Source organism: Vibrio tetraodonis, from assembly GCF_003350295.1.
Classification (GTDB): domain Bacteria; phylum Pseudomonadota; class Gammaproteobacteria; order Enterobacterales; family Vibrionaceae; genus Vibrio; species Vibrio tetraodonis.
The window spans coordinates 55,173-80,249 of the sequence record NZ_QLYY01000019.1; the positions used below are offsets into that span (position 1 = coordinate 55,173).

The 25,077-nt window shown below is 41.8% G+C and carries 29 protein-coding genes; 8 read left to right on the forward strand and 21 right to left on the reverse strand.

Annotated features, from left to right (window positions below):
- Positions 1 to 255 precede the first annotated feature (255 nt).
- A complete protein-coding gene (locus DPF90_RS14725) occupies positions 256 to 993 on the forward strand; it encodes an endonuclease (protein WP_114787093.1) in 738 nt (245 codons plus the stop codon).
- 62 nt (positions 994 to 1,055) lie between these two features.
- On the opposite strand, the gene DPF90_RS14730 is transcribed toward DPF90_RS14725, so the two are convergent.
- From DPF90_RS14730 to DPF90_RS14740, 4 genes are all read right to left on the reverse strand, one after another.
- The gene (locus DPF90_RS14730; RefSeq protein WP_114787094.1) at positions 1,056 to 2,465 is read right to left on the reverse strand and encodes a trypsin-like serine peptidase; all 1,410 of its coding nucleotides are present in this window, start codon (positions 2,463 to 2,465) and stop codon (positions 1,056 to 1,058) included.
- A gap of 391 nt (positions 2,466 to 2,856) precedes the next feature.
- A complete protein-coding gene (locus DPF90_RS20480) occupies positions 2,857 to 2,988 on the reverse strand; it encodes a putative transporter small subunit (protein WP_240314528.1) in 132 nt (43 codons plus the stop codon).
- Complete coding sequence (locus DPF90_RS14735; RefSeq protein WP_114787095.1) at positions 2,976 to 4,640, reverse strand: sodium:solute symporter family protein; 1,665 nt, start codon at positions 4,638 to 4,640, stop codon at positions 2,976 to 2,978. The genes DPF90_RS20480 and DPF90_RS14735 overlap by 13 nt, the downstream gene beginning before the upstream one ends.
- Positions 4,641 to 4,711: 71 nt before the next feature.
- A complete protein-coding gene (locus tag DPF90_RS14740; RefSeq protein WP_114787096.1) occupies positions 4,712 to 5,749 on the reverse strand; it encodes an alcohol dehydrogenase catalytic domain-containing protein in 1,038 nt (345 codons plus the stop codon).
- 457 nt (positions 5,750 to 6,206) lie between these two features.
- Between DPF90_RS14740 and DPF90_RS14745 the strand changes: the two genes are divergently transcribed.
- Positions 6,207 to 7,133 carry a putative adhesin gene (locus DPF90_RS14745; protein ID WP_114787097.1) on the forward strand — a complete coding sequence of 309 codons (927 nt, stop codon included), beginning with the start codon at positions 6,207 to 6,209 and terminating at the stop codon, positions 7,131 to 7,133.
- A gap of 79 nt (positions 7,134 to 7,212) precedes the next feature.
- Here DPF90_RS14745 and DPF90_RS14750 read toward each other — a convergent pair whose 3' ends face one another.
- From DPF90_RS14750 to gap, 9 genes are all read right to left on the reverse strand, one after another.
- Positions 7,213 to 7,497, reverse strand: a complete 285-nt coding sequence (locus tag DPF90_RS14750; protein ID WP_114787098.1) for a putative quinol monooxygenase — start codon at positions 7,495 to 7,497, stop codon at positions 7,213 to 7,215.
- Positions 7,498 to 7,508: 11 nt separating this feature from the next.
- Positions 7,509 to 7,904 (reverse strand): VOC family protein, encoded by a 396-nt coding sequence (locus DPF90_RS14755; RefSeq protein ID WP_114787099.1) that lies wholly within the window; start codon positions 7,902 to 7,904, stop codon positions 7,509 to 7,511.
- A gap of 85 nt (positions 7,905 to 7,989) precedes the next feature.
- Positions 7,990 to 8,292, reverse strand: coding sequence for a ribbon-helix-helix domain-containing protein (locus DPF90_RS14760; RefSeq protein WP_114787100.1), 303 nt, complete (start codon positions 8,290 to 8,292; stop codon positions 7,990 to 7,992).
- A gap of 105 nt (positions 8,293 to 8,397) precedes the next feature.
- Entirely contained in the window at positions 8,398 to 9,975 is a 1,578-nt protein-coding gene (locus DPF90_RS14765) for an alkaline phosphatase (RefSeq protein WP_114787101.1), read from the reverse strand.
- Between the two features lie 256 nt (positions 9,976 to 10,231).
- On the reverse strand, positions 10,232 to 10,588 hold the full coding sequence (locus DPF90_RS14770) for a hypothetical protein (protein WP_114787102.1): 357 nt from the start codon (positions 10,586 to 10,588) through the stop codon (positions 10,232 to 10,234).
- Between the two features lie 214 nt (positions 10,589 to 10,802).
- A complete protein-coding gene (locus DPF90_RS14775; protein WP_114787103.1) occupies positions 10,803 to 11,729 on the reverse strand; it encodes a ChaN family lipoprotein in 927 nt (308 codons plus the stop codon).
- Positions 11,730 to 11,783: 54 nt separating this feature from the next.
- On the reverse strand, positions 11,784 to 12,602 hold the full coding sequence (rlmA, locus tag DPF90_RS14780; RefSeq protein WP_114787104.1) for a 23S rRNA (guanine(745)-N(1))-methyltransferase: 819 nt from the start codon (positions 12,600 to 12,602) through the stop codon (positions 11,784 to 11,786).
- Between the two features lie 102 nt (positions 12,603 to 12,704).
- Positions 12,705 to 13,589: a D-hexose-6-phosphate mutarotase gene (locus DPF90_RS14785; RefSeq protein ID WP_114787105.1), complete on the reverse strand. Its 885-nt coding sequence runs from the start codon at positions 13,587 to 13,589 to the stop codon at positions 12,705 to 12,707.
- Between the two features lie 134 nt (positions 13,590 to 13,723).
- Positions 13,724 to 14,719, reverse strand: coding sequence for a type I glyceraldehyde-3-phosphate dehydrogenase (gene gap, locus DPF90_RS14790; RefSeq protein WP_114787106.1), 996 nt, complete (start codon positions 14,717 to 14,719; stop codon positions 13,724 to 13,726).
- A 337-nt stretch (positions 14,720 to 15,056) separates the two neighbouring features.
- Here gap and msrB point away from each other — a divergent pair, with 337 nt between their 5' ends.
- Complete coding sequence (msrB, locus tag DPF90_RS14795; protein WP_114787107.1) at positions 15,057 to 15,476, forward strand: peptide-methionine (R)-S-oxide reductase MsrB; 420 nt, start codon at positions 15,057 to 15,059, stop codon at positions 15,474 to 15,476.
- A gap of 24 nt (positions 15,477 to 15,500) precedes the next feature.
- Here the strand turns inward: msrB and DPF90_RS14800 are convergent, their stop codons facing one another.
- Positions 15,501 to 16,322, reverse strand: coding sequence for a DUF2989 domain-containing protein (locus DPF90_RS14800; RefSeq protein ID WP_114787108.1), 822 nt, complete (start codon positions 16,320 to 16,322; stop codon positions 15,501 to 15,503).
- A 107-nt stretch (positions 16,323 to 16,429) separates the two neighbouring features.
- Here DPF90_RS14800 and DPF90_RS14805 point away from each other — a divergent pair, with 107 nt between their 5' ends.
- A complete protein-coding gene (locus DPF90_RS14805; protein ID WP_114787109.1) occupies positions 16,430 to 16,714 on the forward strand; it encodes a YeaC family protein in 285 nt (94 codons plus the stop codon).
- Between the two features lie 65 nt (positions 16,715 to 16,779).
- Here DPF90_RS14805 and DPF90_RS14810 read toward each other — a convergent pair whose 3' ends face one another.
- Genes DPF90_RS14810 through DPF90_RS14820 form a run of 3 tightly spaced genes read right to left on the reverse strand, consistent with a single transcriptional unit; the run spans position 16,780 to position 18,607 of the window.
- On the reverse strand, positions 16,780 to 17,262 hold the full coding sequence (locus DPF90_RS14810) for a YchJ family protein (RefSeq protein ID WP_114787110.1): 483 nt from the start codon (positions 17,260 to 17,262) through the stop codon (positions 16,780 to 16,782).
- Between the two features lie 56 nt (positions 17,263 to 17,318).
- The gene (gene lpxH / locus DPF90_RS14815; RefSeq protein ID WP_114787111.1) at positions 17,319 to 18,053 is read right to left on the reverse strand and encodes a UDP-2,3-diacylglucosamine diphosphatase; all 735 of its coding nucleotides are present in this window, start codon (positions 18,051 to 18,053) and stop codon (positions 17,319 to 17,321) included.
- A gap of 59 nt (positions 18,054 to 18,112) precedes the next feature.
- Positions 18,113 to 18,607 carry a peptidylprolyl isomerase gene (locus DPF90_RS14820; protein ID WP_114787112.1) on the reverse strand — a complete coding sequence of 165 codons (495 nt, stop codon included), beginning with the start codon at positions 18,605 to 18,607 and terminating at the stop codon, positions 18,113 to 18,115.
- Positions 18,608 to 18,807: 200 nt separating this feature from the next.
- Between DPF90_RS14820 and cysS the strand changes: the two genes are divergently transcribed.
- A complete protein-coding gene (gene cysS / locus DPF90_RS14825) occupies positions 18,808 to 20,190 on the forward strand; it encodes a cysteine--tRNA ligase (RefSeq protein ID WP_114787113.1) in 1,383 nt (460 codons plus the stop codon).
- Between the two features lie 67 nt (positions 20,191 to 20,257).
- Positions 20,258 to 20,836 (forward strand): thymidine kinase, encoded by a 579-nt coding sequence (locus tag DPF90_RS14830; protein ID WP_114787114.1) that lies wholly within the window; start codon positions 20,258 to 20,260, stop codon positions 20,834 to 20,836.
- A gap of 70 nt (positions 20,837 to 20,906) precedes the next feature.
- On the opposite strand, the gene infA is transcribed toward DPF90_RS14830, so the two are convergent.
- The 3 genes from infA to aat form a co-directional block, all read right to left on the reverse strand.
- Entirely contained in the window at positions 20,907 to 21,125 is a 219-nt protein-coding gene (gene infA, locus DPF90_RS14835; RefSeq protein ID WP_001040192.1) for a translation initiation factor IF-1, read from the reverse strand.
- Positions 21,126 to 21,203: 78 nt separating this feature from the next.
- On the reverse strand, positions 21,204 to 21,902 hold the full coding sequence (locus DPF90_RS14840) for an arginyltransferase (protein ID WP_114787115.1): 699 nt from the start codon (positions 21,900 to 21,902) through the stop codon (positions 21,204 to 21,206).
- On the reverse strand, positions 21,899 to 22,621 hold the full coding sequence (aat, locus tag DPF90_RS14845; RefSeq protein ID WP_114787116.1) for a leucyl/phenylalanyl-tRNA--protein transferase: 723 nt from the start codon (positions 22,619 to 22,621) through the stop codon (positions 21,899 to 21,901). Before aat ends, DPF90_RS14840 begins: the two co-directional genes overlap by 4 nt.
- A 17-nt stretch (positions 22,622 to 22,638) precedes the next feature.
- On the opposite strand from aat, the gene DPF90_RS14850 reads away from it, so the two are divergent.
- Both DPF90_RS14850 and aroA read left to right on the forward strand, forming a co-directional pair.
- A complete protein-coding gene (locus DPF90_RS14850; RefSeq protein ID WP_114787117.1) occupies positions 22,639 to 23,094 on the forward strand; it encodes an outer membrane lipoprotein in 456 nt (151 codons plus the stop codon).
- 140 nt (positions 23,095 to 23,234) lie between these two features.
- Entirely contained in the window at positions 23,235 to 24,515 is a 1,281-nt protein-coding gene (aroA, locus tag DPF90_RS14855) for a 3-phosphoshikimate 1-carboxyvinyltransferase (protein WP_114787118.1), read from the forward strand.
- A 63-nt stretch (positions 24,516 to 24,578) separates the two neighbouring features.
- On the opposite strand, the gene DPF90_RS14860 is transcribed toward aroA, so the two are convergent.
- Positions 24,579 to 24,830, reverse strand: a complete 252-nt coding sequence (locus DPF90_RS14860) for a DUF2498 family protein (RefSeq protein ID WP_114787119.1) — start codon at positions 24,828 to 24,830, stop codon at positions 24,579 to 24,581.
- Between the last annotated feature and the right edge of the window lie 247 nt (positions 24,831 to 25,077).

Consider the following 25,077-nt stretch of genomic DNA (forward strand, 5'->3'; position numbering starts at 1 on the left):
TGAAATCGTTATAGTTCCCCTTTATTTATATGTCGTGTAAATTATTGTTTTTACTATGGTTTTTATCCCCCTTGTTATTAAATCTTCAGGTTGGTAAAACGTTTATGTAGCCAACCTTTAATTCTTCAGTAATGATTCTCCAACTCGTTAAACGGTCGGATAATATAAGATTTATCAACCATATCGTTCCGCGCAGCCATATGGTAAATTTGTAATTGATATGTTTGATTTTTATTAGTTGGAGCTATCAAGCCGATGTTTTACGCGAGATGTTTTTTGTTGTGGTTCGCGCTACTTCCCCATGTGGTTTTTGCTTTAGGTAATACCAATAATGAGTCTTTTAGCAAGGCCAAACGTTTAATGCAGCAGGAAGTTTTTGTTGGAGATTCATATCAGCGCACTCTGTACTGTGATGCACCGTTTAATTTGAACAAATATGTATCGCTTCCAGAGGGGTTTAAGACAGATAAATACCGTGGGCGATTAAACAAATGGGAAGCAGAGCATATTGTGCCCGCAGAAAACTTTGGGCGAGCTTTCTCTGCATGGCGAGATGGTCATCCTGGTTGTATAAACAGCAAGGGTAAAGCGTTTAAAGGTCGCAACTGTGCATCGAAGGTAAGCAAAGATTATCGTTTAATGCAGGCTGACCTGTTCAACTTATATCCTGCAATTGGTAGCGTTAATGCGCAAAGACAAAATTATAACTTTGTAATGCTGCCTGAAGAAGCATCAAGCTTTGGCAGTTGTGATATGAGAATCACAACCCGAAAAGTACAACCTCCCGAAAAGGCGAGGGGAAGAATAGCGAGAGCTTATCTTTATATGGAAGCGGTTTATCCTATTTACCAAATGAGCCGTTCTCAACGCAGCTTAATGAAGGCTTGGGATAAGCAATACCCAGTGACTCAAGTTGAATGTGAAATAGGCAAGCGAATAAGTGCTGTTCAGCACTCATCTAACCCGATACTTGAGCAGAGATGCCCAGTATAAATAAAATAACCACCTCTGATAGAGAGGTGGTTTTTAGGCGATTAAATTTCTTACCAAGATAGTTAGAAAGGACTTTCAATCAGGTAGTCAAAGTTAGGACTTTGGTTACCCGCTGCATCAAACCCGTAGACACATACTTTAAGTGGTACAGATTGGATACGGATAGGGTTTCTTCTGTATTGAATATAGCGAGCTTCATCACAGTCAATCTCGTCAGGTTTGCCCCAGGCTAACCAGTAATCAGAGTACTCGGGGACCATAAAAATAGGCTCAAAACCAATCGGTGTCACATTAAGTACTGGCTTGGTTGTTGGAGGAGTATTATCAACCTGAACTTGAACTACGCTTGGCGCACTGGCGTCATCATTTTCCCCTATGATGCAGTATTGATGAACACCTTCTTTACTGATGTCAATTTTGGTTTCGCTGAAGTTGACTTGACTCACTTCTATTGGAGCGCTGTAACCTGAGAGATCTTGGCAAGTTTGATTATTATCAGATAATAAGATGTTCTTATAGCGAATCTTACTGTCACTGTTAATGGTGAACTTCCAATCTTGGTATCTAGAGTTTTCCCCGCTGAAGATATAAGGATAGTTAGCGATACTAATGTCGCTGGGCTTAGGCAATGGGCAAGCGGAATTGTCTAATGAGAAAGTTCCGTTTGAATTGAAGCATTGGCTCAGATCTTTAATAGGAACGACGTAGTTTTTGTTCTTTTTAACGTGTGCACCTTCATCATCAACCGCGCAAGGGTTGCCGTTATAGCAAGTTTTTCCTACGGCAGTATTTGTGGTTGTGTTAATCAGTCCGACTATGGTTTGATTGTTATCGAACACTGGCGAACCTGAGCTTCCTGGAGAGATACCTTGGCAGTTATTTTCGTTAAAGTCATACCAATGCCAGTAGCCTTCAACCACATCAAATGTATTCCCAGATTCACAATATGACAGTTGCAATGCGTTGACATCCATAGGCACACCCGCAATGGTGATCTCAGCCTCTGGAGGCAGTGACTCTTGAGAAATACGATACGGAGTTAAGCCTTGAGCAATGAGCTGAGCGACGGTTTGGTCGGATGATAATACCGAGATATCTAAGCCTTTCATCGTTGAGTATAAGACTTTGTTAATACCTACAGAAATGGTTTCTCCTGCATCAATCGAATCTTGAAAGTAATTAAACTTGGCAGTGTAATTTACCGATTTTTCAATCGTTATATCATTACCTGATGATGAACTAAAAGCATTTTGGCTACAGTGTCCATTTGAAAGAAAGGTTGCTGGAGCGTTTAGATTATCTCCAAATTGAACAAAAGAAACAGTGCAAGTCATATTGCCGCTGAGTTTACCAACAGAGCGATAGAACGCATTTTCGCCACTTTCCGGTAGTTCAGTATTTTGGGTTGCCGAAGCAAAGGGGGAAGTAAGACAGAGCGTGGCGATATAAAATACAGGTATAGTGTGTTTCATTAATAAGCCTCAATTATTGACGTTGTTATGGGTGCACAAATCCATGAATATGCGATGGACGCATTTTCATTGCTGAACCCTTGTTATTTTTTTGTGTAATAGGTTTGTCGATCGTTAGTGGGTGAATTTATTTAAAGTGCATATGAGTGCTGATTTCCTCCTGATTTTTAATAACTTCAAATAAGAAACTAGGTTGTATTTACCTTTGATCTTTTCACGCATCCAATCAACAGGTTTGCTGTTGAGTATTGGAACAGATCCAGTCTTTCTCGGGTTAAATTGAATGTGCGAGATGATGCCTGTCTAGATAACTGAGGGACAGTTTTGGCCAAAAGAGATATGTAGAGTTATGTGTCGAGGCTCACCTTAGACTGAGCCTCGACGACTCAAACTAGACCATCTCTTTACCTTCTTTTTTGGCTTTGCACATGTCTTTGTAGAGGCTGACACACAAAAGTATCATGATGCCCAGTGCCATGAGAGGCCAAACTAGAACATACAGAGTTAATGCTAGGCTTGACATTGGGGGGCTCCTTCGATTGCTTGGGTTTTATTTTTAGAGTCGTTAAAGGAAACAACATCCTTACCTATACTCGTAAAATCAAAGTGTTCTTTTGATCTTAAACTTAAAATCACGCAGGTTAGCGTACTGGCTCCGTAAGCAGTCATCGAGCTCAACAACACCGGATAGTGGCGTAATGCATCCAATGCAAAAGGCGTAATGGCAATAAAGGCGATCCCACCAAGTATGCAAGCTGCTTTAAAACCAAAGAAGCCAAAAACCATCAAACCAATGACGACGCCTCCTCCTGCCGATGCGACCCATTCGAAAAACAATGCTGCTAGACCTTGTAGCCCAACAATTTCAAAACGCGTGATAACGAACATTCCAAAGCCGGCGATGGCTGCGCTGGTAAAGGCTAAGTTATTTACTCTATCCCAGTACAGGCTGGCGATGACGGGGAAAACGATGGCTCCCCATAGCGCGCCAACAAAGACAAGCATGGTAAGTATGTCGAACTTTAAGCATGCTAGTAACATGGCCAAAAAGGTAGCGCTGACCATAGTTAAACGGCCTATAAATAGCATGGTTTTGGGTTTGACTTTCCCTCGAGACAGGTGCTTTCCATAGATATCTGTCATCACAAGTGCTGAGAGAGCGGAAAGATCCGAATCCGCTGTTGAGGATAGAGAACCAATCACCATAATGAAAAATAATCCAACCAAAAATGGAGATAGGTAAGTTGCTGCCATTTGTGGGATCAGGTTGTTATAATTGCCGTCTTGAGGAGTAATGCCGGCGAGTAGAGCAAGAAATCCCAGCATACCCAAACCAATCACAATTGAACCGTAGCCTAGAGTAGCGGTAACAAATGTCTGTTTAAGTAAGTCCTCTCTCACTGCAAACAGCCGCTGGGCTATGGTTTGATTACCGATAGCATAGGCTAATACAGCAACAAAGTATGGTGCCCCTTGTTCTAGTATGGCAGTTTGCGAATAGAAGCTAGATTGCTCAGCAGTGAGTAATGACATGCCTGATTCAAACAAAGTGCTACCACCAAGTTTGAAAAAGATAATAGGTATGATGATCACAGCGGCAAAAATCATAGCGATAACTTGACCAAAATCTGTTGTCACTGACGATCTAAAGCCAGACCAAATGGTATAGCTAAGCACTCCAAGGCCAGCAATGATAACGCCATGAACAAAGCTCAGCGGGGATAATATCTCCAAGAGTGCGCCTGCTGCAGTGAAATTCACGGTCAGGCTGATAAGGCTTCCTACGATATTTGAACCTGCCATGATCATTTGGCTCGAGCTTCCATGTCGAGCATGCATGATTTCGGCAAGAGTGTGAGCTTTAGGGGCAATTTGTCTGAACCTTTTACCAAATGGGTAAATAAAGAAAATCATCAATGCTCCCCAAAAACCATAATGAAGAGCACCCGATAAGCCATATTTATAGCCAGAAGTGGCTGCGGCGTAAAAGGAAGCGGCCCATATCCAAGTGGCAGTCATACTCGCTGCTGCCATACCGAATCCTATTGAATTATTCGATACCATATAGCCATCAACGTTTTCTTCTTTTCTGGCTAAGGTGAGTGATATTAAAAACGTTAGGCCGTAGAAGCACAGCAGTAGCAGCAACGCTGTCTGGGTCGACATTTGATACATCTATTCTCCTTACTTCTCTCTCATAAAGAAGCATCAGGTTAGAAAAGTGAGTTTTATATTTCACTAAGCGTTTATCTAGAAACCAGTACTTTTAGTGCATCATTCTCTTCTGCATTAATAAAGGTATCGTAGGCTTTATCAAATTCACCCATTGGGAAGTGGTGCGTGCAAAGTTTTTCTGGGTGCAGGTGGCCAGCCTGAATTTGTTTGATAAGAGTAGGAACTGAGTAAGTATGTACAAGGCCAGCTGTCATGGTGAAATTACGTTTCCACATATCTTCTAGGTTGATAGTCGCAGATTTTCCATGAACACCCAGTACAGCGATATTACCGCCAGGGCATACTAGCTGTTGTGACATATCCCAACCTGCAGGAATTCCTATTGCTTCAATCACAACATCTACGCCGACACCGTCGGTAATATCTAGTATTTGATCAACGGCGGTATTTTCAGAGTTATTGATTGCATGAGTTGCCCCAAGTTTTTGGGCTGCTTCTAATCGATGAGGGTTATTATCGATAGCGTATATTTTGCTAGGTGAGAAAAATTGAGCTGTCATTAAAGCCGCTAAACCAACAGGGCCACAGCCTATAATAGCTAAGGTATCGGCAGGTTTTAGCTTTCCATCTAAGACTCCAACTTCGTATCCAGTAGGGAATATATCACTTAAAAGAACGAGTGATTCGTTGGCAATATTTTCTGGTGCATGAAATAGGCTGTTATCACCATAGGGTACTCTGACATATTCTGCGTGACATCCATCGATTTCATTTCCTAGCATCCAGCCGCCATTTATACACTGACCAAACTGAGACTTTTGACACATAGAGCAGCTACCACACGATGTGGTACAGGAAATAACAACTCGATCGCCTGGCTTGAATTTTTTTATATGGCTTCCGCATTCTTCGACAATACCCACGCCCTCATGCCCGAGAATGGTATCACTTTTGAAAGTCGGAACAGTCCCGCGAAGAATCTGGAGGTCAGTGCCACAGATAGTAGTGCTCTCGATTTTAACAATAATGTCATCTTCATTAATTAAATTTGGTTTAGGTCTTTCTTGAAGAGAGTGATTGCCTTGAGCGTCCATAACATAAGCTTTCATTTTACTTCACCTTTTCGATAATGAAACTAGCCAAACTATTAGAATTGCTTTGTAATTATATTTAAAGCGGCAATAAAGTTATTTATAACTATAATTTTCCTTGTTATTAAAATATCTTAATATAGCTGTGTTTTTTCGGATTATTGCATAGGAAAAATAAAAGTAAACGTTTGCTGTATAATAAAGCATGCTGGTCATACCAGTTGATTTTTTTGTTGTATTTAAATGTTTTTTTATGTTTTTCTTAGTGTTATTTGGATTAGCTATTCATGTGTTTGTCTTGAAGCTAGTCAATTTTAATTATGTGTTTTTTATTGACTTTCTTACATGGTGTTTTTGGTAACAAATATTATGTTACAGTTCAATAATGTTAACTAGAATAATATATAAGTTCCCATTCTATAAATATTGACTCTATAATTTTTTGTATCAATGAAAATTAGATAAGGGGTAGAGTATGTTTACTAAGCAACTGGTGTTACGGACGATTGATGGTTGTATTCTTAGTACGAAAAGCACCAGAAAGAAAACCCTTGGTTTACCCAAACTTCGAAGTGATATTGTCAAGCTCACCGATTTGAAGAAAATTAAAGATGTTTTGGTCGAAGCGATCAATGAAGAAGCTCCGACAGATCTTAAACCAGCTGACACTGCCTGTAAGTATTGGGTAAATCGCCATTCTTCATACACATTTAGGCTATTCGATAAGGATACGAATACCAAAAAAGCGCTTAAATCTCTCGTCGATGAATATGGGGTATATTTTAATAGCGATCTTGGTAACTCTAAAGTTTATGAGAAAGCTCTGCCGCCAACCAAGCCACTAATGTTAGGTAAAACAACGTCCATTAGTAAGACGACAGTGACCAACATGAAACAAGCTTCAAGGCGCGGAGATAAACAAATCGTCTTTTTAGGCCATGGTGAAACGACTCTTAACACGCATATCCAAATTCCCCAAGGTACGAGTGTTCATTTTTATACTTATGATCAGGCGTTTTTACGAGATGTAGATGTTAGAGCGATTGCATGTCCAGAAGTTTGGGGAAGACACAAGGTGCCCACTGTACGTGAAGTTGCAGGCCCCGGGATGACCATTAAAGAGCACTATATTGGAGAGCTTGATCATCAGGGGCTTGGAGGACACATTGATAATCCCGCTTTCTTGGGTGGTGTTATGTTCACCGGTATTCGTTCACTTTCATCGCTTCTTGTTCCGAATATGGGTGTGGTGCATTTTGCAGCGTGTCGCGCACACCCGACGGATGACATGATTGCTTTTAATAAGGGAGGAGGTGTCAATGCGGACAGTATTGAGCCCCAACAAAGGCGTGACTCAGTCATTGAGAATCTAATGAAAGTGGGTGGTTTGCCAGACCACTAAGCATAGAAAGAGCGCTTAAAGCGCTCTTTTTGATTTTTTGGTCCTGATCGAATTACTTGAGTAGAGAGTTATCATTCATTTATAGCTGTTCAAAGAAAGTAATGCTTGGTTCTTTTGTTAGCAGTCCATCTAAATTATCTAGCAAGTTTAAGAAATGTGGTTCTCTACAGTGAGCATCAAATGCGGCTTGATCGATAAATTGCTCTTGAAACATAAATATCGATGGGTTTCCTTTCTCTTGCAGCAAAGTGTAGCGAATACAGCCCACTTCATTTTGTGTGGGCTGAACCATATCAAGCAACAGTTGCTTCAGAGTGTCTTCTTGGTCGGGTTTTGCTTCAAAAGTGGCGGTTAAGTGAATCATTTTTTTACCTATTATTGGTATCTTCCGTTACGTTGCAGAAATTCGATCTTGTATCCATCAGGATCGGTAATGAAAAATAGTGTAGCTAAAACTCTATCTTGGTGATGAATCGTTTTAATATCAGACGGCAGGATATCTAATTGTTTTAGCTCACTATGAGTTTGTTGGATATTATCGACCGACACGGCAATATGACCGTAACCAGAGCCATGTGTATAGGTGAGTTGGACATCATGATTATGTGTCAGCTCAAGCTCGAACCCGGTTTCAGGGTTTGCCAAATAAGTTAATGTGTAGTCGTCAAAAACCAATTGTTCTTTGATGTGTAAAGCAAGAGCTTTGTGGTAAAAATCAACCGAAGTACTTAGGTCACTTACTCTTATCATAGTGTGGATAAGCTTAGCCATTTTTTCCTCCTCTTCACGTGAGGTAATAGAATAAACAGGTTTATGTGAGTGTTGGTAGTACTCCAGTACGACATTAACTATTTTGTTAGGGTATTTGGAGCTGCTGATATATGTTGCTCATCACGTTTTCTGGTTGGCGTAGGTAAATAAGGCAGGCGCACCTAAGTAAGGAAGTAAAGTTTTTGACTTGATCGTTATACACCAGTGCCTCTAAATAAATTGTACTGATGAATTTTGGCAATGTCATACCTTGGAGCTGAGCGATTTCTTCAAGAATGTGCCAGAAACTTGCTTCGAGCTTGATACTGGTTGCATGACCATCAATACGAATTGATTTAGCGACAATTTGGTAGCTTTCCTGAGGTTGGTGAGAGAAAAGTTCACACATAAATTTTTAATTGAGATTGGACGAAGTAGCTTTCTAACTTAGCTTTTCGTTCCAGTCAATACAGCATGAAAAATAAACGCCCAGTTGGGCGTTTATTATATTCAACTACTTTACCTGGGTCTTGATGTATTCACCAAGCTCGGAGTGGTGCATGATTTTCGATACAGGGATAATCGCCTCAGCAGGTCCCCAAGCAAATACGTTTACTGGCGTGTGAGTATGGGTTCCTGTTCCCCACACAATGTTTTGACTGATGGCTTGTTCCCTTGCTAGGACATTTCCACGGTCGTTGTATGGAAAAAAGGCATCAAAATCATTGATTGCTGGTATGTTTTCAGCAGATAGGTACGAGTGGCCAGCTAGGCGATATGGATTGGGTTTATTGGCTAAAACCTTTTCTGCTTGAGCAGAAGTGATAGGAAACTTCGTATTGGTATTCACAATCTCGGCAAACTTGACGGCGGTTTGCTGGCTTTTATCCAATTGTTCAAACTCACTGACCATGCCATAGTAGCTCTTCTTTTGTTGATACAGTTTATCAAGCAGCTCAAATGACCCGAAGTTAAAGTTTGGGGCATAATCTTTATTTGAGAATGCCTCGCCCTCGCGTTTTTGTGGTTTAGGAAGGTTTTTAGAAGAATAACTGAAACCAAAGGAGCCCGTTTCATGATCGGCTGTGACGATAACAAGAGTGTCGTTACGACCTTTTGCCCATTGATAAACCGTGTTAATAGCCTCATCAAATTTAAGCATTTCATGCAGCATATTGCCCGCATCATTGCTGTGTGCAGCCCAATCTATTTGTCCGCCTTCAACCATTAGAAAGAAACCATCTTTATCTTTTGACAGTACTTCTAAAGCTTTGCTAGTCATTTCCTTCAAGCTAGGCTGAGTACGTTTGGGATCATCTTTATTGGCGCTGTATGTAATGCCATCGTCCATTCCTGAGTACGAAAATAGTCCGAGCAATTTTTCATTCGATGAGGTTTTCATCGCTTGTCGATTGAATACTAATTGGTAGCCATTTTGCTGCGCTTCAGTTAGAAGGTTACGTTCGTCTTTGCGTTTGGACTTGAGGTAGATATCACCTTGAGTCAGCTCTTTCAGCTGGTTGTACACTTCGCCTTTGTCATTCGTTGATTGTGGAATCCAGTGTCTAAGTCCCCCTGATAGCATTACATCGGCACCTGTCTCCAGCATATCTGTGGCAATTTCATTCTCTAGAGAGCGATGAGCTTGATGAGCAGCGAAAGATGCTGGTGTTGCATGGGTTAGGCGAGTGTCTGAGACAAGTCCTGTTGCTTTGCCTAAACTTTTTGCCTTTTCTAATACAGTTTGGACATGGTTGCCCTGTGCATCGATGCCAATGACTTCAGAGCCAGTATGGACCCCTGTAGAGAGCATGGTTGCAGAACATGCAGAATCAACCACGATAGCATCTTCTGGGTGAGTTAATGAGGAGCCAATCACGCCCTCTTGAGCAAGTTGGAATAGTGCTGTTGGTTGTCCTTTGTATATCGAATTTGGCGCTCTGTTTGCGTAGGTTTCAAGTAAACCCACTTGTTGAGGGCCCATACCGTCGCCAATCATTAAGATAACGTTTTTAATTTCTGCAGAAACTAGGTTACAAGAAAAGGCAGAAGTGACCATTGCTGTGAAAATAGGTTTGGTAAAATGTTTCATGGTGGTCCTATTGATGCTGTGATTTTATTGACCCACTTTACATTGATTAATCCTATGATCAACAGGCTTAATTTTATGTTTATTCTTTGTGTTGGATTTGAGAAGCGTTTGATTTACTGAGGGTTAAGGCGCGGTGCATGTTGTATTGGTGGTAACTGGTCGGTTATTGGAGTACACAGGTCTGACTCGCACCAGATAGAGTGCGGATCTAATGATTACTCATCAGAGCTTGCCTGTTTTGATTACATTTTCTTTATTACACCAGTGCTAGAAGAAATCCACCAACCGTTGCCGCTGCGGAAAGATATTGCCCCGCTGAGTAGGCACCATCTTCTTCTTTTTCTATTTCATCGGGTTTGTCGATACCTAGAGCTCCGTGAGTAAACGATTCGACTTTATCTCCAACAGTTTTGTTCTCTTTTTCAGCTGCTTTGGATTCTTTGTCTAGCTCTTGTAAAGCCGCCAGCAGTGCTTTTCCTTCTTCTGAAAGTGTGACTTTGTTCTGCTCTACCTTAAGCGGTGCCGAGCTTTGGCTCAACTCGCTTTGATTCGCTTGAGGCTTGACCTGCTGGGTAGGGGGCAGCTTGGCTGGCTCCATTCCTACTGGTGTCATAGCGATCTCCTTACATCATCCTCAGGGTTAATATCGGCCGTTCAAAGGAAAACTTGTGCAAAAAATACCGTATTTGCCTGAAATCTATCCAAGCACAAAGTATGCCGATAATAATGATAGACGATAAAGAATAGATAAAAGAGTTAAGAAAGGGGAAGTGTAGGCTGATTTCGATATTTATGAATCAGCCATACGCCAGAAGGAAAAGCTGTGATTATAGGCAAACTAAGTCATCATTTCTCTTATTTAAATGCTTGGATTCCTTTAGCCAATTTTCCTCTTTTATATATCGGTAAGGAAAGGGGAGTACTTCAAGCTGATAATCCTGACTGTTTGAGATAACCTCGTCATTGGGCGTAATAACCACGACTTTTAAGTTGGGTTGACGTGCCACTATAGAAGCTTTTATTCCCAGCCCTTTCTCGATATGAAACTTCCCGCCAATATGAAGAACTTGTGCTTTGGGGTTAAACTGCAAATAGTCTGTGATGCTTTCAGCCATGGTTTCATCCCAAGTGATTTGCGCTTCGTAGTATCGCTCTGCTTTTTCATTCACACCATGGTGCATGGAAGCCATAAATTTATCTTTATACAGACTTGGCTGTGTATTTACATGAGTAGCGACTGTAGCGCGTTGCTCTGGGTTGAGCTTATCTAGGTATGATATGCCTTGCTTGCCGATACAACGAACAATATTTTTCGGGGCATTAGCAGCAATAATATCGAGTTGACGAGCTTTGGCGAGTTCAACTATCGGACGGTAATCACTTTCGTAGTTGGGCCAAGCATTTGCTTCCCTTATTAGAGTCTGCTCACCTATTTCGCCATTTAGGTATTGTTCAATAACAGGTTGTGAATCTCGTGAGAACTGCTCCATGGATAGGGCAGTTGTTCGTTCTTGAGCGGATAGAGTGTTGAACAAATCGGTTTGAAAATGATGAATACCGCTATGGGAATGCAGCTCTCCCACCAGAATCACATCGGCTTCAAGGATATCTTGAGGAAGCTTATGCAAAGAAATAGGGATAGCACTTGGGGAGAAAAGTTGGTAGTCGTAGAAAGTCTCAGTTTGCTTTGGCGATGAAGTCGAGCAAGCCGTTAGACTCAAGGAGACCAAAGCTAAGCTAATGAATTTATACATATGCTTTTTCGAAAGAAGGTGATAATTACGGTTTATCTATACTACCAATAGCTACTAGTGTTTACGATAGATTCGGATAATAAAATCGGCCTCGCATTCAAATGACTCCTCAGATGCCAATGACTGGCGGAGTGTTGAGTCGGCTTTCCATGCGAAGGGTGTCATTTGTAAAAGAGTATCTGCGTCGCCATTTTCTAACGTCATAACATAATTTAATGCTACCTGTTGCTCTAGCTCAAAGCCATCGAGTTCCTCGGGACTCTCATCATGCAGATTAACGGTTTCATACAGCTTTTCTCGCAGTTGGTACAAGTGCCGCGCACCAGGAGTTACGGTAACCACAATACCGCCAGAGCAAAGAACACGCTCGAGTTCGCTGGGGCTGCACGGTGCATAGATTCTGAGAACTGCATCAAGGCATTTATCTTCAAAAGGTAGGCGTGCACTCGATGCCACGCTGAATTGGCAATTTGGATAGCGTTTTGAAGCATAACGAATAGCAACTTTCGATATATCAAGGCCATAAGTAACAGCGTTAGGGTGCTGATTCTTTAGTTGGCATGAAACTCCATTGGTGTAATAGCCTTCGCCACAACCTATATCGAGTAGCTTGTGCTGAGAGTTTTTTAAATACTGCGCGCAGATTTGCGCAACCTTACTCTGCATGGGCTGATAATAGCCTCTTTCTAAAAAATGGCGACGTGCCTGCATCATCTCTTTGTTGTCGCCGGGGTCTTTTGACCGTTTGTGTTGAACCGGCATTAGGTTGACGTAGCCTTCTTTGGCAATATCAAATGAGTGATTATTTTCACAACGATAAGAGCGTTCGGTGAGAGTCAGACTGTGTTCGCAAAGAGGACAAGAATAAGACATAACAATTTCGCATTGGAGTAATTGTGATGGATTTTAACAGGAAGATAGGGTTCAAACCATGACAATAGTGTAGCCACATACATAGAGATATGTGGCTTGAGTTCAAGCAATAGATAGCTTTGTTGAGAGTTGGTGACTTTCCCCAGGTTGTAGCTCTTTACCTTGCTCTAGGCTTGATGCGTGAAGGCTCGATTCGATGCACATCATGGTAAGATAACCATGGTCAGCCATGTCGTATAAATCTGTTGACCCTTGTTGCCAAGGGTTCCATAGTACAGCTGAATTATGGCCTTGGTTTTCAATAACTAATCCTCTGTTGTAACCCGCATCCTTAAGGCATATTTTTTTGTTGGGGTGAGTATATACCCTATCAATGGTCTCGGTTAACTGCAGTGGATCATGACCTGTACAGCGAGCTTGACCTTGTAGGTTATCCTTATACTCAGAACCCGCTCCTGTGATTATGGCATCGCGAATATCACTCACATTAAGATAGCTATGAAGAGCAGCTGAAAACCTCCATGGTTTTACATCTGCATTGGAGACACTCAAAGTAAGGTTTAGCTCTTCTCCAACTTCGATGATAAGTCGAGCGTCAAATTGAAATGGCCATATCTCCAGACTTTTCTCTGAGGGACTCAACCCAAGCTCGATAACTACTCCGTGATCGTTTTCCCTATGTTGTAGTAATGACCACTCGGTTGTTCTTGCAAAGCCATGAGAAGGGGAAGCAATCCGACCAAACCATGGCCAGCACACAGGAATACCCCCACGGAGTGCTGTTTTACCGTCAAAAATTGCTCTTTCACTCATCCAGATGAGATCTTTTTGCCCCGTGGGTTTATACGAGACAATATGTCCGCCATGCAGCGCGATACCAGCGGTCGCTTTGTCATGGATTACCCGGATGATTTTTACTTGGTCTACTTCGACGATAGTGATGTTGTTCGTTAATACGGTTATAGGTGGAAGCGTGTTTAAATCCATGTCTAGGTTTCCTCTGCCAGCGCGGAAGGTAGATATAGTACTTATTACTCGGTTTTATCTATGCATGTTTTGCTTTAAATGCAAAAAAGGCGACTCAGTGGCCGCCTTTATCATAAAGCTATAAATTAATCGCGTTACTTAGAAATGTGTGCGATTAGATCGAGAACTTTGTTTGAGTAGCCGATTTCGTTATCGTACCAAGATACAACTTTAACAAACTTGTCAGTAAGAGCGATGCCCGCTTTTGCATCGAATACTGAAGTTTGCACTTCACCGATAAAGTCTTGAGAAACGACTGCGTCTTCAGTGTAACCTAGAACGCCTTTTAGCTCACCTTCAGAAGCTTCTTTCATTGCTGCACAAACAGCTTCGTAAGATGCACCTTCTTTCAGGTTTACAGTTAGGTCAACAACAGAAACGTTAGCTGTAGGTACGCGGAATGCCATACCAGTTAGTTTGCCATTTAGCTCAGGAAGTACAACACCTACGGCTTTAGCTGCACCTGTTGAAGATGGAATGATGTTTTGAGAAGCACCACGACCACCGCGCCAGTCTTTTGCTGAAGGGCCATCTACTGTTTTTTGAGTTGCTGTAGTCGCGTGTACTGTTGTCATTAGACCAGACTCAATACCGAATTTGTCATTAAGAACTTTTGCGATAGGAGCGAGACAGTTTGTTGTACATGAAGCGTTAGAAACTATGTCTTGGCCTGCGTAAGAAGCATGGTTAACGCCCATAACGAACATAGGTGTCGCATCTTTAGAAGGGCCAGTTAGAACTACCTTTTTTGCACCTGCAGTAATGTGCTGACGCGCAGTTTCGTCTGTTAGGAAGATACCAGTTGCTTCAGCGACAACATCAACACCAATTTCATCCCACTTAAGCTCAGTTGGGTTGCGCTCTGCAGTAACACGTACCGTCTTACCGTTTACAATTAAGTTACCGCCTTCAACTTCAACAGTACCATTGAAACGGCCGTGAGTTGAATCGTACTTAAGCATGTACGCCATGTATTCTACATCGATTAGGTCGTTGATACCCACAACTTCGATGTCGTTGCGCTCTTGTGCTGCACGAAATACGAAACGACCGATACGGCCAAAACCGTTAATACCTACTTTGATAGTCATTATAGTTGCTCCACAACTTAATTTCTGATTAAAGATAACTGGTAGTAAAATTACAGAATCCAGTCAAAATCTGCAACAGATAATCGGACTTAACTTGTTTAAAGTCAAAAAAAAGCGTCGCTTTTTTTCATAACAAGTATTATTTGACTATCTTTTGAGCGGATTGTGGGTTTTTTTCTTAACCAGTTGACATAAGATAGCTTGGATGCGTTCATCGATGGTGAGTGTCTAACCATCCTTTCACGGTTCTAAAGTATGTGCTACAAACACTCACTAGCGCAAGTTTTTACAACGATAAAGTCAACGAGTTGAATCCTTTTTCGAGGGAGAAATAAAATTGGAACAGGCAAAAGAAAAAATTAACAAACCTGATGAATACTGGCGTGACAGGTTGTCTGATGAAGAATATCGAGTATGTCGCATGCAAGGTACTGAAGCACCGTTCTCCGGCAAATTACTGCATAATAAAGACACTGGGGTATATCAATGTACCTGCTGCGATAGTGCCTTGTTTCAGTCAGATAATAAATATGACTCTGGGTGTGGTTGGCCAAGTTTCGATGCGCCGATTAACGACCAAGCTATTCGCTATATAGAAGATTTGAGTCACGGAATGGTAAGGACAGAAATTCGTTGTGCAGTATGTGATAGCCATTTGGGGCATGTTTTCCCTGATGGGCCTGCTACTACAGGTGAGCGATTTTGTGTTAACTCAGTGTCGTTAATTTTCAACAAATCAGAACAAAGCGGTGAATAAATCACCGCTACTTGTTCCATTCTTTCAGTTGAACTTGGGCATCATACTGCGTTTGTATTTGCCACTATCAAGCGCACTTTTGATATCATCTGCAATGTCATCAAGCTGATCATATTTATCTTCACTAAACCCGTAGAGTAATTTCATTTCTTGTGTTGAGGCGATAACAGGGACTTCAAACGCACTGGCAACCATGGCCCAAACGTAAGCCTGCTCTTTTTGATTTAGCTGGTAATTGATACTGGCAAGTGATTTGAATATGTCCGTATTAAGGTTATCTCCATCGCTCAGCTCAAGAGACTTGTTGAGCAGTTTAATGGTTTTTTCTAAGTCGCGACTGGTGTAGAAAGTCGCAAGGGCGTACTGCATTTCTGCTGTCTCTAAGGCAGGTTTCCCTTCAAGCTGTAAGAAGCTTCTACGTGCACTTTCATCGCCGGTCTGACTCCACAAGAAATATAGAGCATCAGGGGATGAGGACTTTCTAATCTCTTCCACAAGAGTCTCGAGGTCTTCACCTGCATTGACCAGTGCATTGAAACGCTTTCTTCGCAAATCTGCTTGATCTATGGTTTGAATCTGTGAAGCGAGCTCTATGCATTTTTTATATTCTGCGGTTAACGCATACTCTTTGATTAACATCACATCTGATGGATTTCGGAATGAGTCATATCTATGCCAGATGAGCTTAGTACGTGGTAGTTTGCACTGACCATCATTTTGATTCATTCTCTCGCAGCGAAGTTTTGGGTTGTCCTTACAAAGCTGATCAGTATTTCTTCTATTTTCGAAACATCCAGTGACAGCAGCAGCTAGAACAACTATTACGAATAATTTTAATGGCTTCATATTTATAATTGCTTGTGATCCGTTACACTTATCTCAGCACGTAATCTTGACTCAGATCGCTTGCTGGTTATGTTTTTCTCATATTAGTTACAACTTAAGGATAGACCATGGACGCAGAGCAGTTAGTTAATGCGATTACACCAGAAGCATATGAGCGTCTTTTGTATGCTGTTGAAACAGGTAAATGGCCTGAGGGTACACCACTTTCTCAGCAGCAACGAGACTCATGTATGCAAGCTGTGATGTTGTATCAGTCAAAGCACAACTCAGAAGCTCAGCATATGACAGTTGCCAAAGGTGGTGAGGTGAGTTTCAAATCAAAGTCTGAGCTAAAAAAACAGTTTGCTGATGATCAAGATGACATTTTGAGGGTTAACCCTAATCAAGCCTAGCATTCGCTCTGATGTGATAGAAGGCTCTTCGCCTTCTATCTGAGGAGATTTCTTGTTATTGATAATTAACCGCAGCACTTTTTGTATTTTTTACCACTACCACAGGTACAGGGGTCATTTCGGCCTACTTTGCTATTAGCCGATTTATCTAATGAAGGGCTGTTCGGGAAAGTACCATCTATGTAAAACCAGAGATCATTTTCTCTTATAAAGCGTGAGCGCTCTTCAAGGCAGTGTTTGATACCTTGCTCTGTAAAGTAAGCTTTAAAGGTAACGAACCCTTCTTGGGCATGGACTCCATCTTCGACCTTGACGACCTCCAGCTCACACCATTCACTTTCCACCGATTGTTGAATCGCCTCTCTTTGCATTTGTGCTTCGCAACTTGGGTGATAGGTTGCAACAACATAATCGACCAAGTGTTTAACATGAGCACTGTAGCGAGAACGCATCAGCTGCTCTGGCGTTTTGGCCTTAGCATGATCATTATGAATAGGTTCACAGCAATTCGCATAGTCTTTATTTGTGCCGCAAGGACAAGTATCCATGTTAGCTCCGGTAGTGCGTTGTATTATCGAAATGAGGAAAACATAAGGACTTATGTCTAAGGTTTTTGATGAAAAGATCTTTGTTCAAGAGCATAGCCCTCTTTGCTAAAGACAAGCACCGAGCCTTGACTGTACCAATCACCAAGCACAATCCGGGTTCTTTGGTTTTCTATGGTGCCGAATTTATGGATACTGGGTCTATGAGTATGCCCATGAATCATCAGTTCGACTTGGTACCTGTCTAGTACAGACTCGACTTCAGATTGGGTTACATCCATGATTTCTAATGGTTTGTGTTGCTTGTCTGAACGAATGTCAGTTTGTACTTTTTTGACAATCTTTTTTTTGATAAACATCGGAATAAGATTGAATAGCCATTGTAGCCAAGGTTTATGCACTATGTCGCGAAATTTGAGATACTGTATGTCTTGGGTGCACAATGTATCTCCATGCAATATAACGGCTTTCTTACCATAGAGATCAATGACAGTCTCATCTCCCAGAAGTGAAATCCCTGTATCAGCCGCGAAGCGTTTACCGATAAGAAAGTCTCGATTACCTTGGGTGAAATAGCAGTCTACCCCAGTGGATGTAAGACGTTTGAACTCTTCACGAATTTGATTAGCAAACTCTGAGCGGTCGTCATCACCTATCCAAAAATCAAACAAGTCACCCAAAACATATAGGGTATCGGCGTGAATAGCCTCATCACGCATAAAGCGAACGAAACAATCGGTAATTTCAGGTAGAGATGGAGACAGGTGAAGATCGGAAATAAATAATTTGGTCATAGTTACATGTCAACCAGAATACGTGGAAAGGGAGAGTTATATACTCTCCCTCACCGTACTTACTCTTCTATAGTCGTGCCAGTGATTAATACATCATCAAGCGGTACGTCTTGGTGCATACCATAAGAACCTGTGCTGACTTCTTTAATCTTGTTAACGATGTCCATACCTTCGGTCACTTCGGCAAAAACGCAGTAGCCCCAACCATCCATGCTTTCGCTACGAAAATCTAAGAAGGTATTGTTGCTTACATTGATGAAAAATTGAGAACTTGCTGAGTGCGGCTCCATGGTACGAGCCATCGCTAGGGTGCCCACTTTATTGCTCAAGCCATTATTAGCTTCGTTTTTAATCGGAGCACGCGTTTCTTTCTCACGTAGGCCAGACTCCATGCCACCACCTTGGATCATGAAACCATCAATAACACGGTGAAAGAGTGTGTTGTCATAAAAACCATCACGGCAGTATTGCAAAAAGTTAGCACAGGTTTCAGGTGCTTTGTCTTCGTTTAGTTCAACTTTAATGTCACCAAAATTAGTGTGAAGGGTGATCATGATGATGTCCTTAGTTTTCATTTTTGACTTAAAGTGTGAATTCTATATGAAGTTTCACTAATTTTGTATGTGAATAATGGAGGTATTAGAGGATTAGTGGCTTTAATCGTACTTTTTTCAACATTTGAGGGATGATCTCTAAGCATGCATATTGTTATACTGAGGTACTATTTCATATTCACAATAATTAGATAGAGATCATGTTAAAGATATACAACACACTCACGAGACAAAAAGAGGAATTTACACCAATTAATGCCAACAAAATTGGAATGTATGTCTGTGGGGTCACCATCTATGATCTCTGTCATATTGGTCACGGGCGCACTTTTGTCTCTTTTGACGTTGTGTCTCGCTATTTGCGTTATCTTGGTTATGATCTGACGTTTGTCCGCAACATTACGGACATTGATGACAAGATCATTAAGCGCGCGAATGAAAACGGTGAAAGCTGCGAATCGTTGACTGAGCGCTTAATTGGCGAAATGCATGCCGATTTTGATGCGCTCAATATGAAACGCCCAGACATTGAGCCGCGCGCAACAGAGTATATTGACGAAATCATTGCATTGGTTGAAAAGCTCATTCAGCGAGGGTTTGCTTATGTGGCTGACAACGGCGATGTTATGTTTGAAGTCGCGAAATTTGATGAGTACGGTAAGCTGTCAAAACAAGATTTAGACCAGCTACAAGCGGGTGCTCGGGTAGACGTAGAAACAGCTAAACGTAGTCCACTTGATTTTGTGGTTTGGAAAATGTCAAAGCCAGGTGAACCAACTTGGGAATCGCCTTGGGGCGCGGGTCGTCCAGGTTGGCATATCGAGTGTTCTGCCATGAATTCTTCCATTCTCGGTAATCACTTTGATATTCATGGTGGAGGCTCTGATCTCCAGTTCCCACACCACGAAAATGAGATTGCACAGTCATGCTGTGCGCATGACACTCAATATGTTAACACTTGGATGCACAGCGGTATGGTGATGGTCGACAAAGAAAAGATGTCGAAATCACTTGGCAACTTCTTCACGATTCGTGATGTGCTGGGTCATTATGATGCAGAGACTGTGCGTTACTTTTTGATGTCAGGACATTATCGCAGTCAACTTAATTACAGTGAAGAAAACCTGAATCAAGCAAGAGCTTCTTTGGAACGTCTGTATACTTCTTTGCGTGGTTTGGACTTAACTGTGTCATCCGCTGGTGGTGAGGAATATGTTAAGCGTTATACCGACGCGATGAATGACGATTTCAATACGCCAGAAGCATACTCAGTATTGTTTGATATGGCACGTGATATCAACCGAATAAAAAATGACAATCTCGAGCAGGCGAGTGCCTTGGGTTCATTGATGCGAGAGCTTGCCGACATTATCGGTATCTTACATCAAGAGCCGGAAGCCTTTTTAAAAGGGCAAGCAGGCGATGATAGTGAAGCCACTGAAATCGAGGCACTTATTAAACTTCGTAATGATTCGCGAGCAGCAAAAGATTGGGCGAATGCCGATCTTGCTCGTGACAAGTTGACTGCTATGGGGATTGTGCTTGAAGATGGCGCCTCAGGCACGACTTGGCGTCGTAAATAGCGAATATTTTTAGGGCTGTTGATTCAGCCCTTTTTCTTTCTATCCACAAGTTTAGGGTAATCAACCAGTGGCTCAGATGTATTTCTACTACTCGGCAATGAATGCGGGTAAATCCACCACACTTCTTCAATCATCATTTAACTATCAAGAGCGAGGGATGACTCCTCTTATATACACAGCGGCTTTGGATGACAGGTATGGGATTGGTAAAGTGAGCTCTCGTATAGGCTTGCAGTCTGACGCGCAACTATTTCGAACTGATACGAATCTCTATCAAGAAATCGCTGCTCTGGATGAGGTTCAGAAGCGTCATTGTATCCTCGTTGATGAATGTCAGTTTTTATCAAAGCAGCAGGTCTACCAGCTAACAGAAGTGGTTGATAAGCTTAATATACCAGTGCTTTGTTATGGTTTGAGAACAGACTTTTTGGGAGAATTGTTTGAAGGCAGTAAGTATTTGTTGTCATGGGCTGATAAGTTGATTGAACTCAAAACTATTTGTCACTGTGGTCGTAAAGCTAATATGGTTATTCGAACCGATGAAAATGGCAATGCGATAGCACAGGGGGATCAGGTTGCTATCGGTGGCAATGATAGATATGTCTCGGTTTGCCGACAGCATTACAAAGAGGCCCTAGGTAAATAGCCTATAGTATCGAATACAACAAAAAACGGAGCACTAGGCTCCGTTTTTTGTTGTATTCGATAATCTGAGATTAACGAGCACGGAAGACGATACGGCCTTTTGATAGGTCGTAAGGAGTCATCTCAACAGTAACTTTATCACCAGTAAGGATACGGATGTAGTTTTTACGCATTTTACCGGAGATGTGAGCTGTAACTACGTGACCGTTTTCTAGCTCAACACGGAACATTGTGTTTGGAAGAGTATCAAGGACAGTGCCTTGCATCTCAATAACGTCTTCTTTAGCCATTTAATCCTCTTTTAGAAATGGATAATTTCCGCCAGCATTATGCCAACTAAAATGAAATCAATAAATTTGGGACGTATTCTACCCTTGCCAACGCTGATTTACTAGCCTTTGATTGCGTTGAAAACGGACTTTATAATTCATTGCGGGGCATTCGTCGATTTGATAGCCAAGATAGAGCCATTGTTTTCCCTGTTGCTGACAGTCTTTTATTTGGAACAATACTGCTAGTGTTCCTAGGGATAATGGGTAGTGAGGGTCAAAAAAGGTGTAAAAAGCACTGATGGAATTGGATAAGATATCTGTTACTGCTACTGCAACTAACTTATCTTGATCATAGATATGTAAATATTGCGTATTCAGCCATTTACAGTGGGAGAAGTGAACAAATTCATTTTGTTTTGGTGGATACATGGTTCCACCTTTGTGACGCGCTTCAATATAGCTTGAATATAATTCGAACCAACCAGGTATCATTTCGTCTCTCAGTTCCCATGAAAGGTGCTTAGCTTTGTTAAGCAAGCGCTTTTGACTCTTTGAAAGCTCGATATCTGGTACAGATAATCTGATGGGTTGACACGCTTGGCACTGGTCACAATGTGGCTTGTAAATGGTATCGCCACTACGACGAAAACCATTGGCCAACAACACTTCATAACCCGAAGCCGTGTGCATGGTCGGATCGAGAGCGACGGCTACACGTTCTTGTTTATCGGCAAGATAGCTGCACTGATGACTATCGGTTAATCCTATACGAATTTGTTGCAGGTCAGAACTCATGGATTCTCCTCTGAAGACAACTTAATCCACTGCGGCTTATAACTGCTCGCAACAAGTTTTTCCTGTTTTAATGATAGCAGGCTTTGTATAAATTCTTCTCGCTCTAACTCCATTGCTCCAAGAGACTTGAGGTGTTTATTCATTACCTGACAATCGATTAGCTTTCCTCGCATCGCCGTAAAATGTTGACAGAAATACCAAAGCGCAATTTTTGAGGCGTTAGTTTTGAGGCTAAACATAGACTCTCCACAAAATACCTGCCCGATTGAAATACCGTATAATCCACCGATTATTTTGTTATTCTGCCATACCTCCACAGAATGGCAGTGGCCCATAGTCGCAAGCTTTTTATAGGCGATCTGCATGTCATTAGTCAGCCATGTTTCATCGGCAGAACGCGTCGAAGCACATTGCTCAATGACAGTTTCTGTTGCCATATTAATACTGACTTGATATTCATTCTTTCTTTGAAATTTTTTAAGACTTTTAGAAGGTTTGAATGTCTTAGGATCAAAGACAGCTCGTGGTGATGGACTCCACCAAAGTATTGGGTCGTTTTCGCTATACCATGGAAAAATGCCATGTTGGTAGGCCAGAAGTAAACGATCAGGTGTTAAGTCTCCTCCATAAGCGAGCAGTCCATTAGGATCATGAAGCGCTTCATGTGGGGAGGGGAACCATAGGTTATCACTATCGAGTTCAGTTAGATAAATGGCCATAATATAGGAGAATTATGATGAGAAAATGGCTTTTGATTTTATTCATTTTACCACTCTTTGCCAATGCAGCTTATGAGAGAAATAAGGCTAGACCTGTCAATGAGGTTGTCTTTGGAAGTATAGACTCTGTGCGATATTTGACTCAGCAGGATGTCGTAAAGGCAGAATCGTCGGGTTGGGAGACTCTACTGGGCGCAGTTGTAGGAGGTATTGTTGGTAACCAATTTGGTGGTGGAACAGGCAAGCAGGTGGCGACAGCAGTTGGAGCTGTTGCCGGTGCAGGAGTTGCACATAATATGGCAAACCAAGAATACAAAGTGGAATACAAGTTGGTTGAATTACTGATTAAAACAGACAAGGGTAAGCTTATTGATGTCATTCAAGATGTCGACAATAGCATGCTGTTTGAACGCGGTGACAAAGTACGCATACTGTATTTTGACAATGGAGTTAGGGTAGACAAAGAGTATTGATTTGCTTGCAGTTAACTCGTTAAACCAAAAAAATATCGACACTAATTGTGACTTTGGTCTGGTTTTAGATGTCAATTTTGGTTACGCTGCCGTTACTAATAATTTTCAGTGCTTGCATAATCAAGGAATCTCAGAATTAAATGGAAAGCCTTACGTTACAACCCATCAGTAAAGTTCATGGCGAAGTGAACTTGCCAGGCTCTAAAAGTGTTTCAAATCGCGCACTACTGCTTGCTGCTTTAGCGCAAGGGACAACTCGTTTGACTAACCTTCTCGACAGCGATGATATTCGTCACATGTTGAACGCGCTGACTAAGCTCGGAGTGAATTACACGCTCTCGCAAGATAAGACAGTGTGCGAAGTTGAAGGTCGAGGCAAGCCATTCGACTCCAAAGACGTATTAGAGCTGTTTCTTGGCAATGCAGGGACGGCGATGCGTCCTCTTGCAGCGGCTCTTTGCTTGGGAACGGGCGAGTATGTTTTAACAGGCGAGCCACGCATGAAAGAGAGACCCATAGGTCACTTAGTGCAAGCGCTTCGACAAGCTGGTGCAAAGGTAGAGTATTTAGAGAATGAGGATTATCCGCCGCTAAAGATTAAAGGGACAGGTCTAAACGGGGGCGTGATTGAAATAGATGGTTCGATATCAAGCCAATTTTTAACCGCATTTTTGATGTCTGCACCCATGGCAAAGGAAGATATTACCATTAGGATCATTGGTGACTTGGTTTCTATACCCTATATCGACATTACTCTACACATCATGTCACAGTTTGGTGTTCAGGTAGAAAATCATAATTATCAGGAATTTACCATTCGCCACGGGCAGTCTTATGTTTCTCCTGGTGAGTTTCTTGTTGAGGGTGATGCTTCGTCGGCTTCTTACTTTTTGGCAGCAGCAGCAATCAAAGGGGGGGAAATAAAAGTCACGGGTATTGGTCGCAACAGCATTCAAGGTGATATCCAGTTTGCCGATGCGCTAGAGAAGATGGGAGCTGATATTGAGTGGGGCGATGATTATGTCATCTCTCGAGTAGGCGAACTAAAAGCGATTGATATGGACTTTAACCATATTCCTGATGCTGCCATGACTATTGCAACCGCTGCTTTGTTTGCTGAAGGAACGACAGCAATTCGCAACGTCTATAACTGGCGAGTTAAAGAAACCGATCGTTTGGCAGCTATGGCGACAGAATTACGCAAAGTCGGAGCAGAAGTTGAAGAGGGCGAAGATTATATTGTGGTGACGCCTCCAAATCAGCTCTTTCATGCGAAGATCGATACTTATGACGATCACAGGATGGCAATGTGTTTTTCTCTTGTAGCACTTAGCGATACGCCTGTTACGATTAACGATCCGAAATGTACCTCAAAAACTTTTCCGGATTATTTTGACAAGCTTTCTTCACTCAGTGTTTAAAGCACATCAGCCCTGAAGATTATTTGGGGCTGCATAATATTGCAACTAATATGTTGTAAGAATCTAGCTTTGTCTCAATGTAAAGTCATTAGATAAGTGAAGAGTAAGATATTTCAGTATATTGAAAGCTGATGGTGAGTTTGGTGTGGGTAAACCATTTGTGTCGAGAAAACATTGGCCCTTAAAAACGAGGACACCATCTTTTTCCTCAACTTCATCTGCTCTCATACCAGCAATGTAATTGTCGTGCGCTTGAATCAGATGATTGGCAATCAATAAAAGTTCGAATTTTGAAATGACTTTTCTCTGGTTCATCTATTATTACTCATGCTCTATTGCTATCTGTAGATAGAGAAGAGTGTATATGAAGTTGCATTTTTAGCCTTTGAGGTAGATCAACCAAGGCAACTAGTGCAATGGCTCTTATTTTGTGAGCGGTGGCAAAATTTTCTCGCTTGTATTAGCAGAAGTATCCAAGCCGCGGCTAGTATGTGGGGCCTTTTGAAGAGGTGAGTTGTGATTCGATGAATTGTCGACCACTTAGTCGTGGATTTCAAAAAAG

Coding starts and splice junctions, on each gene's coding strand:
- DPF90_RS14725 (WP_114787093.1), top strand. CDS start 256: ATGTTTTACGCGAGATGTTTTTTGTTGTGGTTCGCGCTACTTCCCCAT.
- DPF90_RS14730 (WP_114787094.1), bottom strand. CDS start 2,465: ATGAAACACACTATACCTGTATTTTATATCGCCACGCTCTGTCTTACT.
- DPF90_RS20480 (WP_240314528.1), bottom strand. CDS start 2,988: ATGTCAAGCCTAGCATTAACTCTGTATGTTCTAGTTTGGCCTCTCATG.
- DPF90_RS14735 (WP_114787095.1), bottom strand. CDS start 4,640: ATGTATCAAATGTCGACCCAGACAGCGTTGCTGCTACTGCTGTGCTTC.
- DPF90_RS14740 (WP_114787096.1), bottom strand. CDS start 5,749: ATGAAAGCTTATGTTATGGACGCTCAAGGCAATCACTCTCTTCAAGAA.
- DPF90_RS14745 (WP_114787097.1), top strand. CDS start 6,207: ATGTTTACTAAGCAACTGGTGTTACGGACGATTGATGGTTGTATTCTT.
- DPF90_RS14750 (WP_114787098.1), bottom strand. CDS start 7,497: ATGATTCACTTAACCGCCACTTTTGAAGCAAAACCCGACCAAGAAGAC.
- DPF90_RS14755 (WP_114787099.1), bottom strand. CDS start 7,904: ATGGCTAAGCTTATCCACACTATGATAAGAGTAAGTGACCTAAGTACT.
- DPF90_RS14760 (WP_114787100.1), bottom strand. CDS start 8,292: ATGTGTGAACTTTTCTCTCACCAACCTCAGGAAAGCTACCAAATTGTC.
- DPF90_RS14765 (WP_114787101.1), bottom strand. CDS start 9,975: ATGAAACATTTTACCAAACCTATTTTCACAGCAATGGTCACTTCTGCC.
- DPF90_RS14770 (WP_114787102.1), bottom strand. CDS start 10,588: ATGACACCAGTAGGAATGGAGCCAGCCAAGCTGCCCCCTACCCAGCAG.
- DPF90_RS14775 (WP_114787103.1), bottom strand. CDS start 11,729: ATGTATAAATTCATTAGCTTAGCTTTGGTCTCCTTGAGTCTAACGGCT.
- rlmA (WP_114787104.1), bottom strand. CDS start 12,602: ATGTCTTATTCTTGTCCTCTTTGCGAACACAGTCTGACTCTCACCGAA.
- DPF90_RS14785 (WP_114787105.1), bottom strand. CDS start 13,589: ATGGATTTAAACACGCTTCCACCTATAACCGTATTAACGAACAACATC.
- gap (WP_114787106.1), bottom strand. CDS start 14,719: ATGACTATCAAAGTAGGTATTAACGGTTTTGGCCGTATCGGTCGTTTC.
- DPF90_RS14800 (WP_114787108.1), bottom strand. CDS start 16,322: ATGAAGCCATTAAAATTATTCGTAATAGTTGTTCTAGCTGCTGCTGTC.
- DPF90_RS14805 (WP_114787109.1), top strand. CDS start 16,430: ATGGACGCAGAGCAGTTAGTTAATGCGATTACACCAGAAGCATATGAG.
- DPF90_RS14810 (WP_114787110.1), bottom strand. CDS start 17,262: ATGGATACTTGTCCTTGCGGCACAAATAAAGACTATGCGAATTGCTGT.
- lpxH (WP_114787111.1), bottom strand. CDS start 18,053: ATGACCAAATTATTTATTTCCGATCTTCACCTGTCTCCATCTCTACCT.
- DPF90_RS14820 (WP_114787112.1), bottom strand. CDS start 18,607: ATGATCACCCTTCACACTAATTTTGGTGACATTAAAGTTGAACTAAAC.
- cysS (WP_114787113.1), top strand. CDS start 18,808: ATGTTAAAGATATACAACACACTCACGAGACAAAAAGAGGAATTTACA.
- infA (WP_001040192.1), bottom strand. CDS start 21,125: ATGGCTAAAGAAGACGTTATTGAGATGCAAGGCACTGTCCTTGATACT.
- DPF90_RS14840 (WP_114787115.1), bottom strand. CDS start 21,902: ATGAGTTCTGACCTGCAACAAATTCGTATAGGATTAACCGATAGTCAT.
- aat (WP_114787116.1), bottom strand. CDS start 22,621: ATGGCCATTTATCTAACTGAACTCGATAGTGATAACCTATGGTTCCCC.
- DPF90_RS14850 (WP_114787117.1), top strand. CDS start 22,639: ATGAGAAAATGGCTTTTGATTTTATTCATTTTACCACTCTTTGCCAAT.
- aroA (WP_114787118.1), top strand. CDS start 23,235: ATGGAAAGCCTTACGTTACAACCCATCAGTAAAGTTCATGGCGAAGTG.
- DPF90_RS14860 (WP_114787119.1), bottom strand. CDS start 24,830: ATGAACCAGAGAAAAGTCATTTCAAAATTCGAACTTTTATTGATTGCC.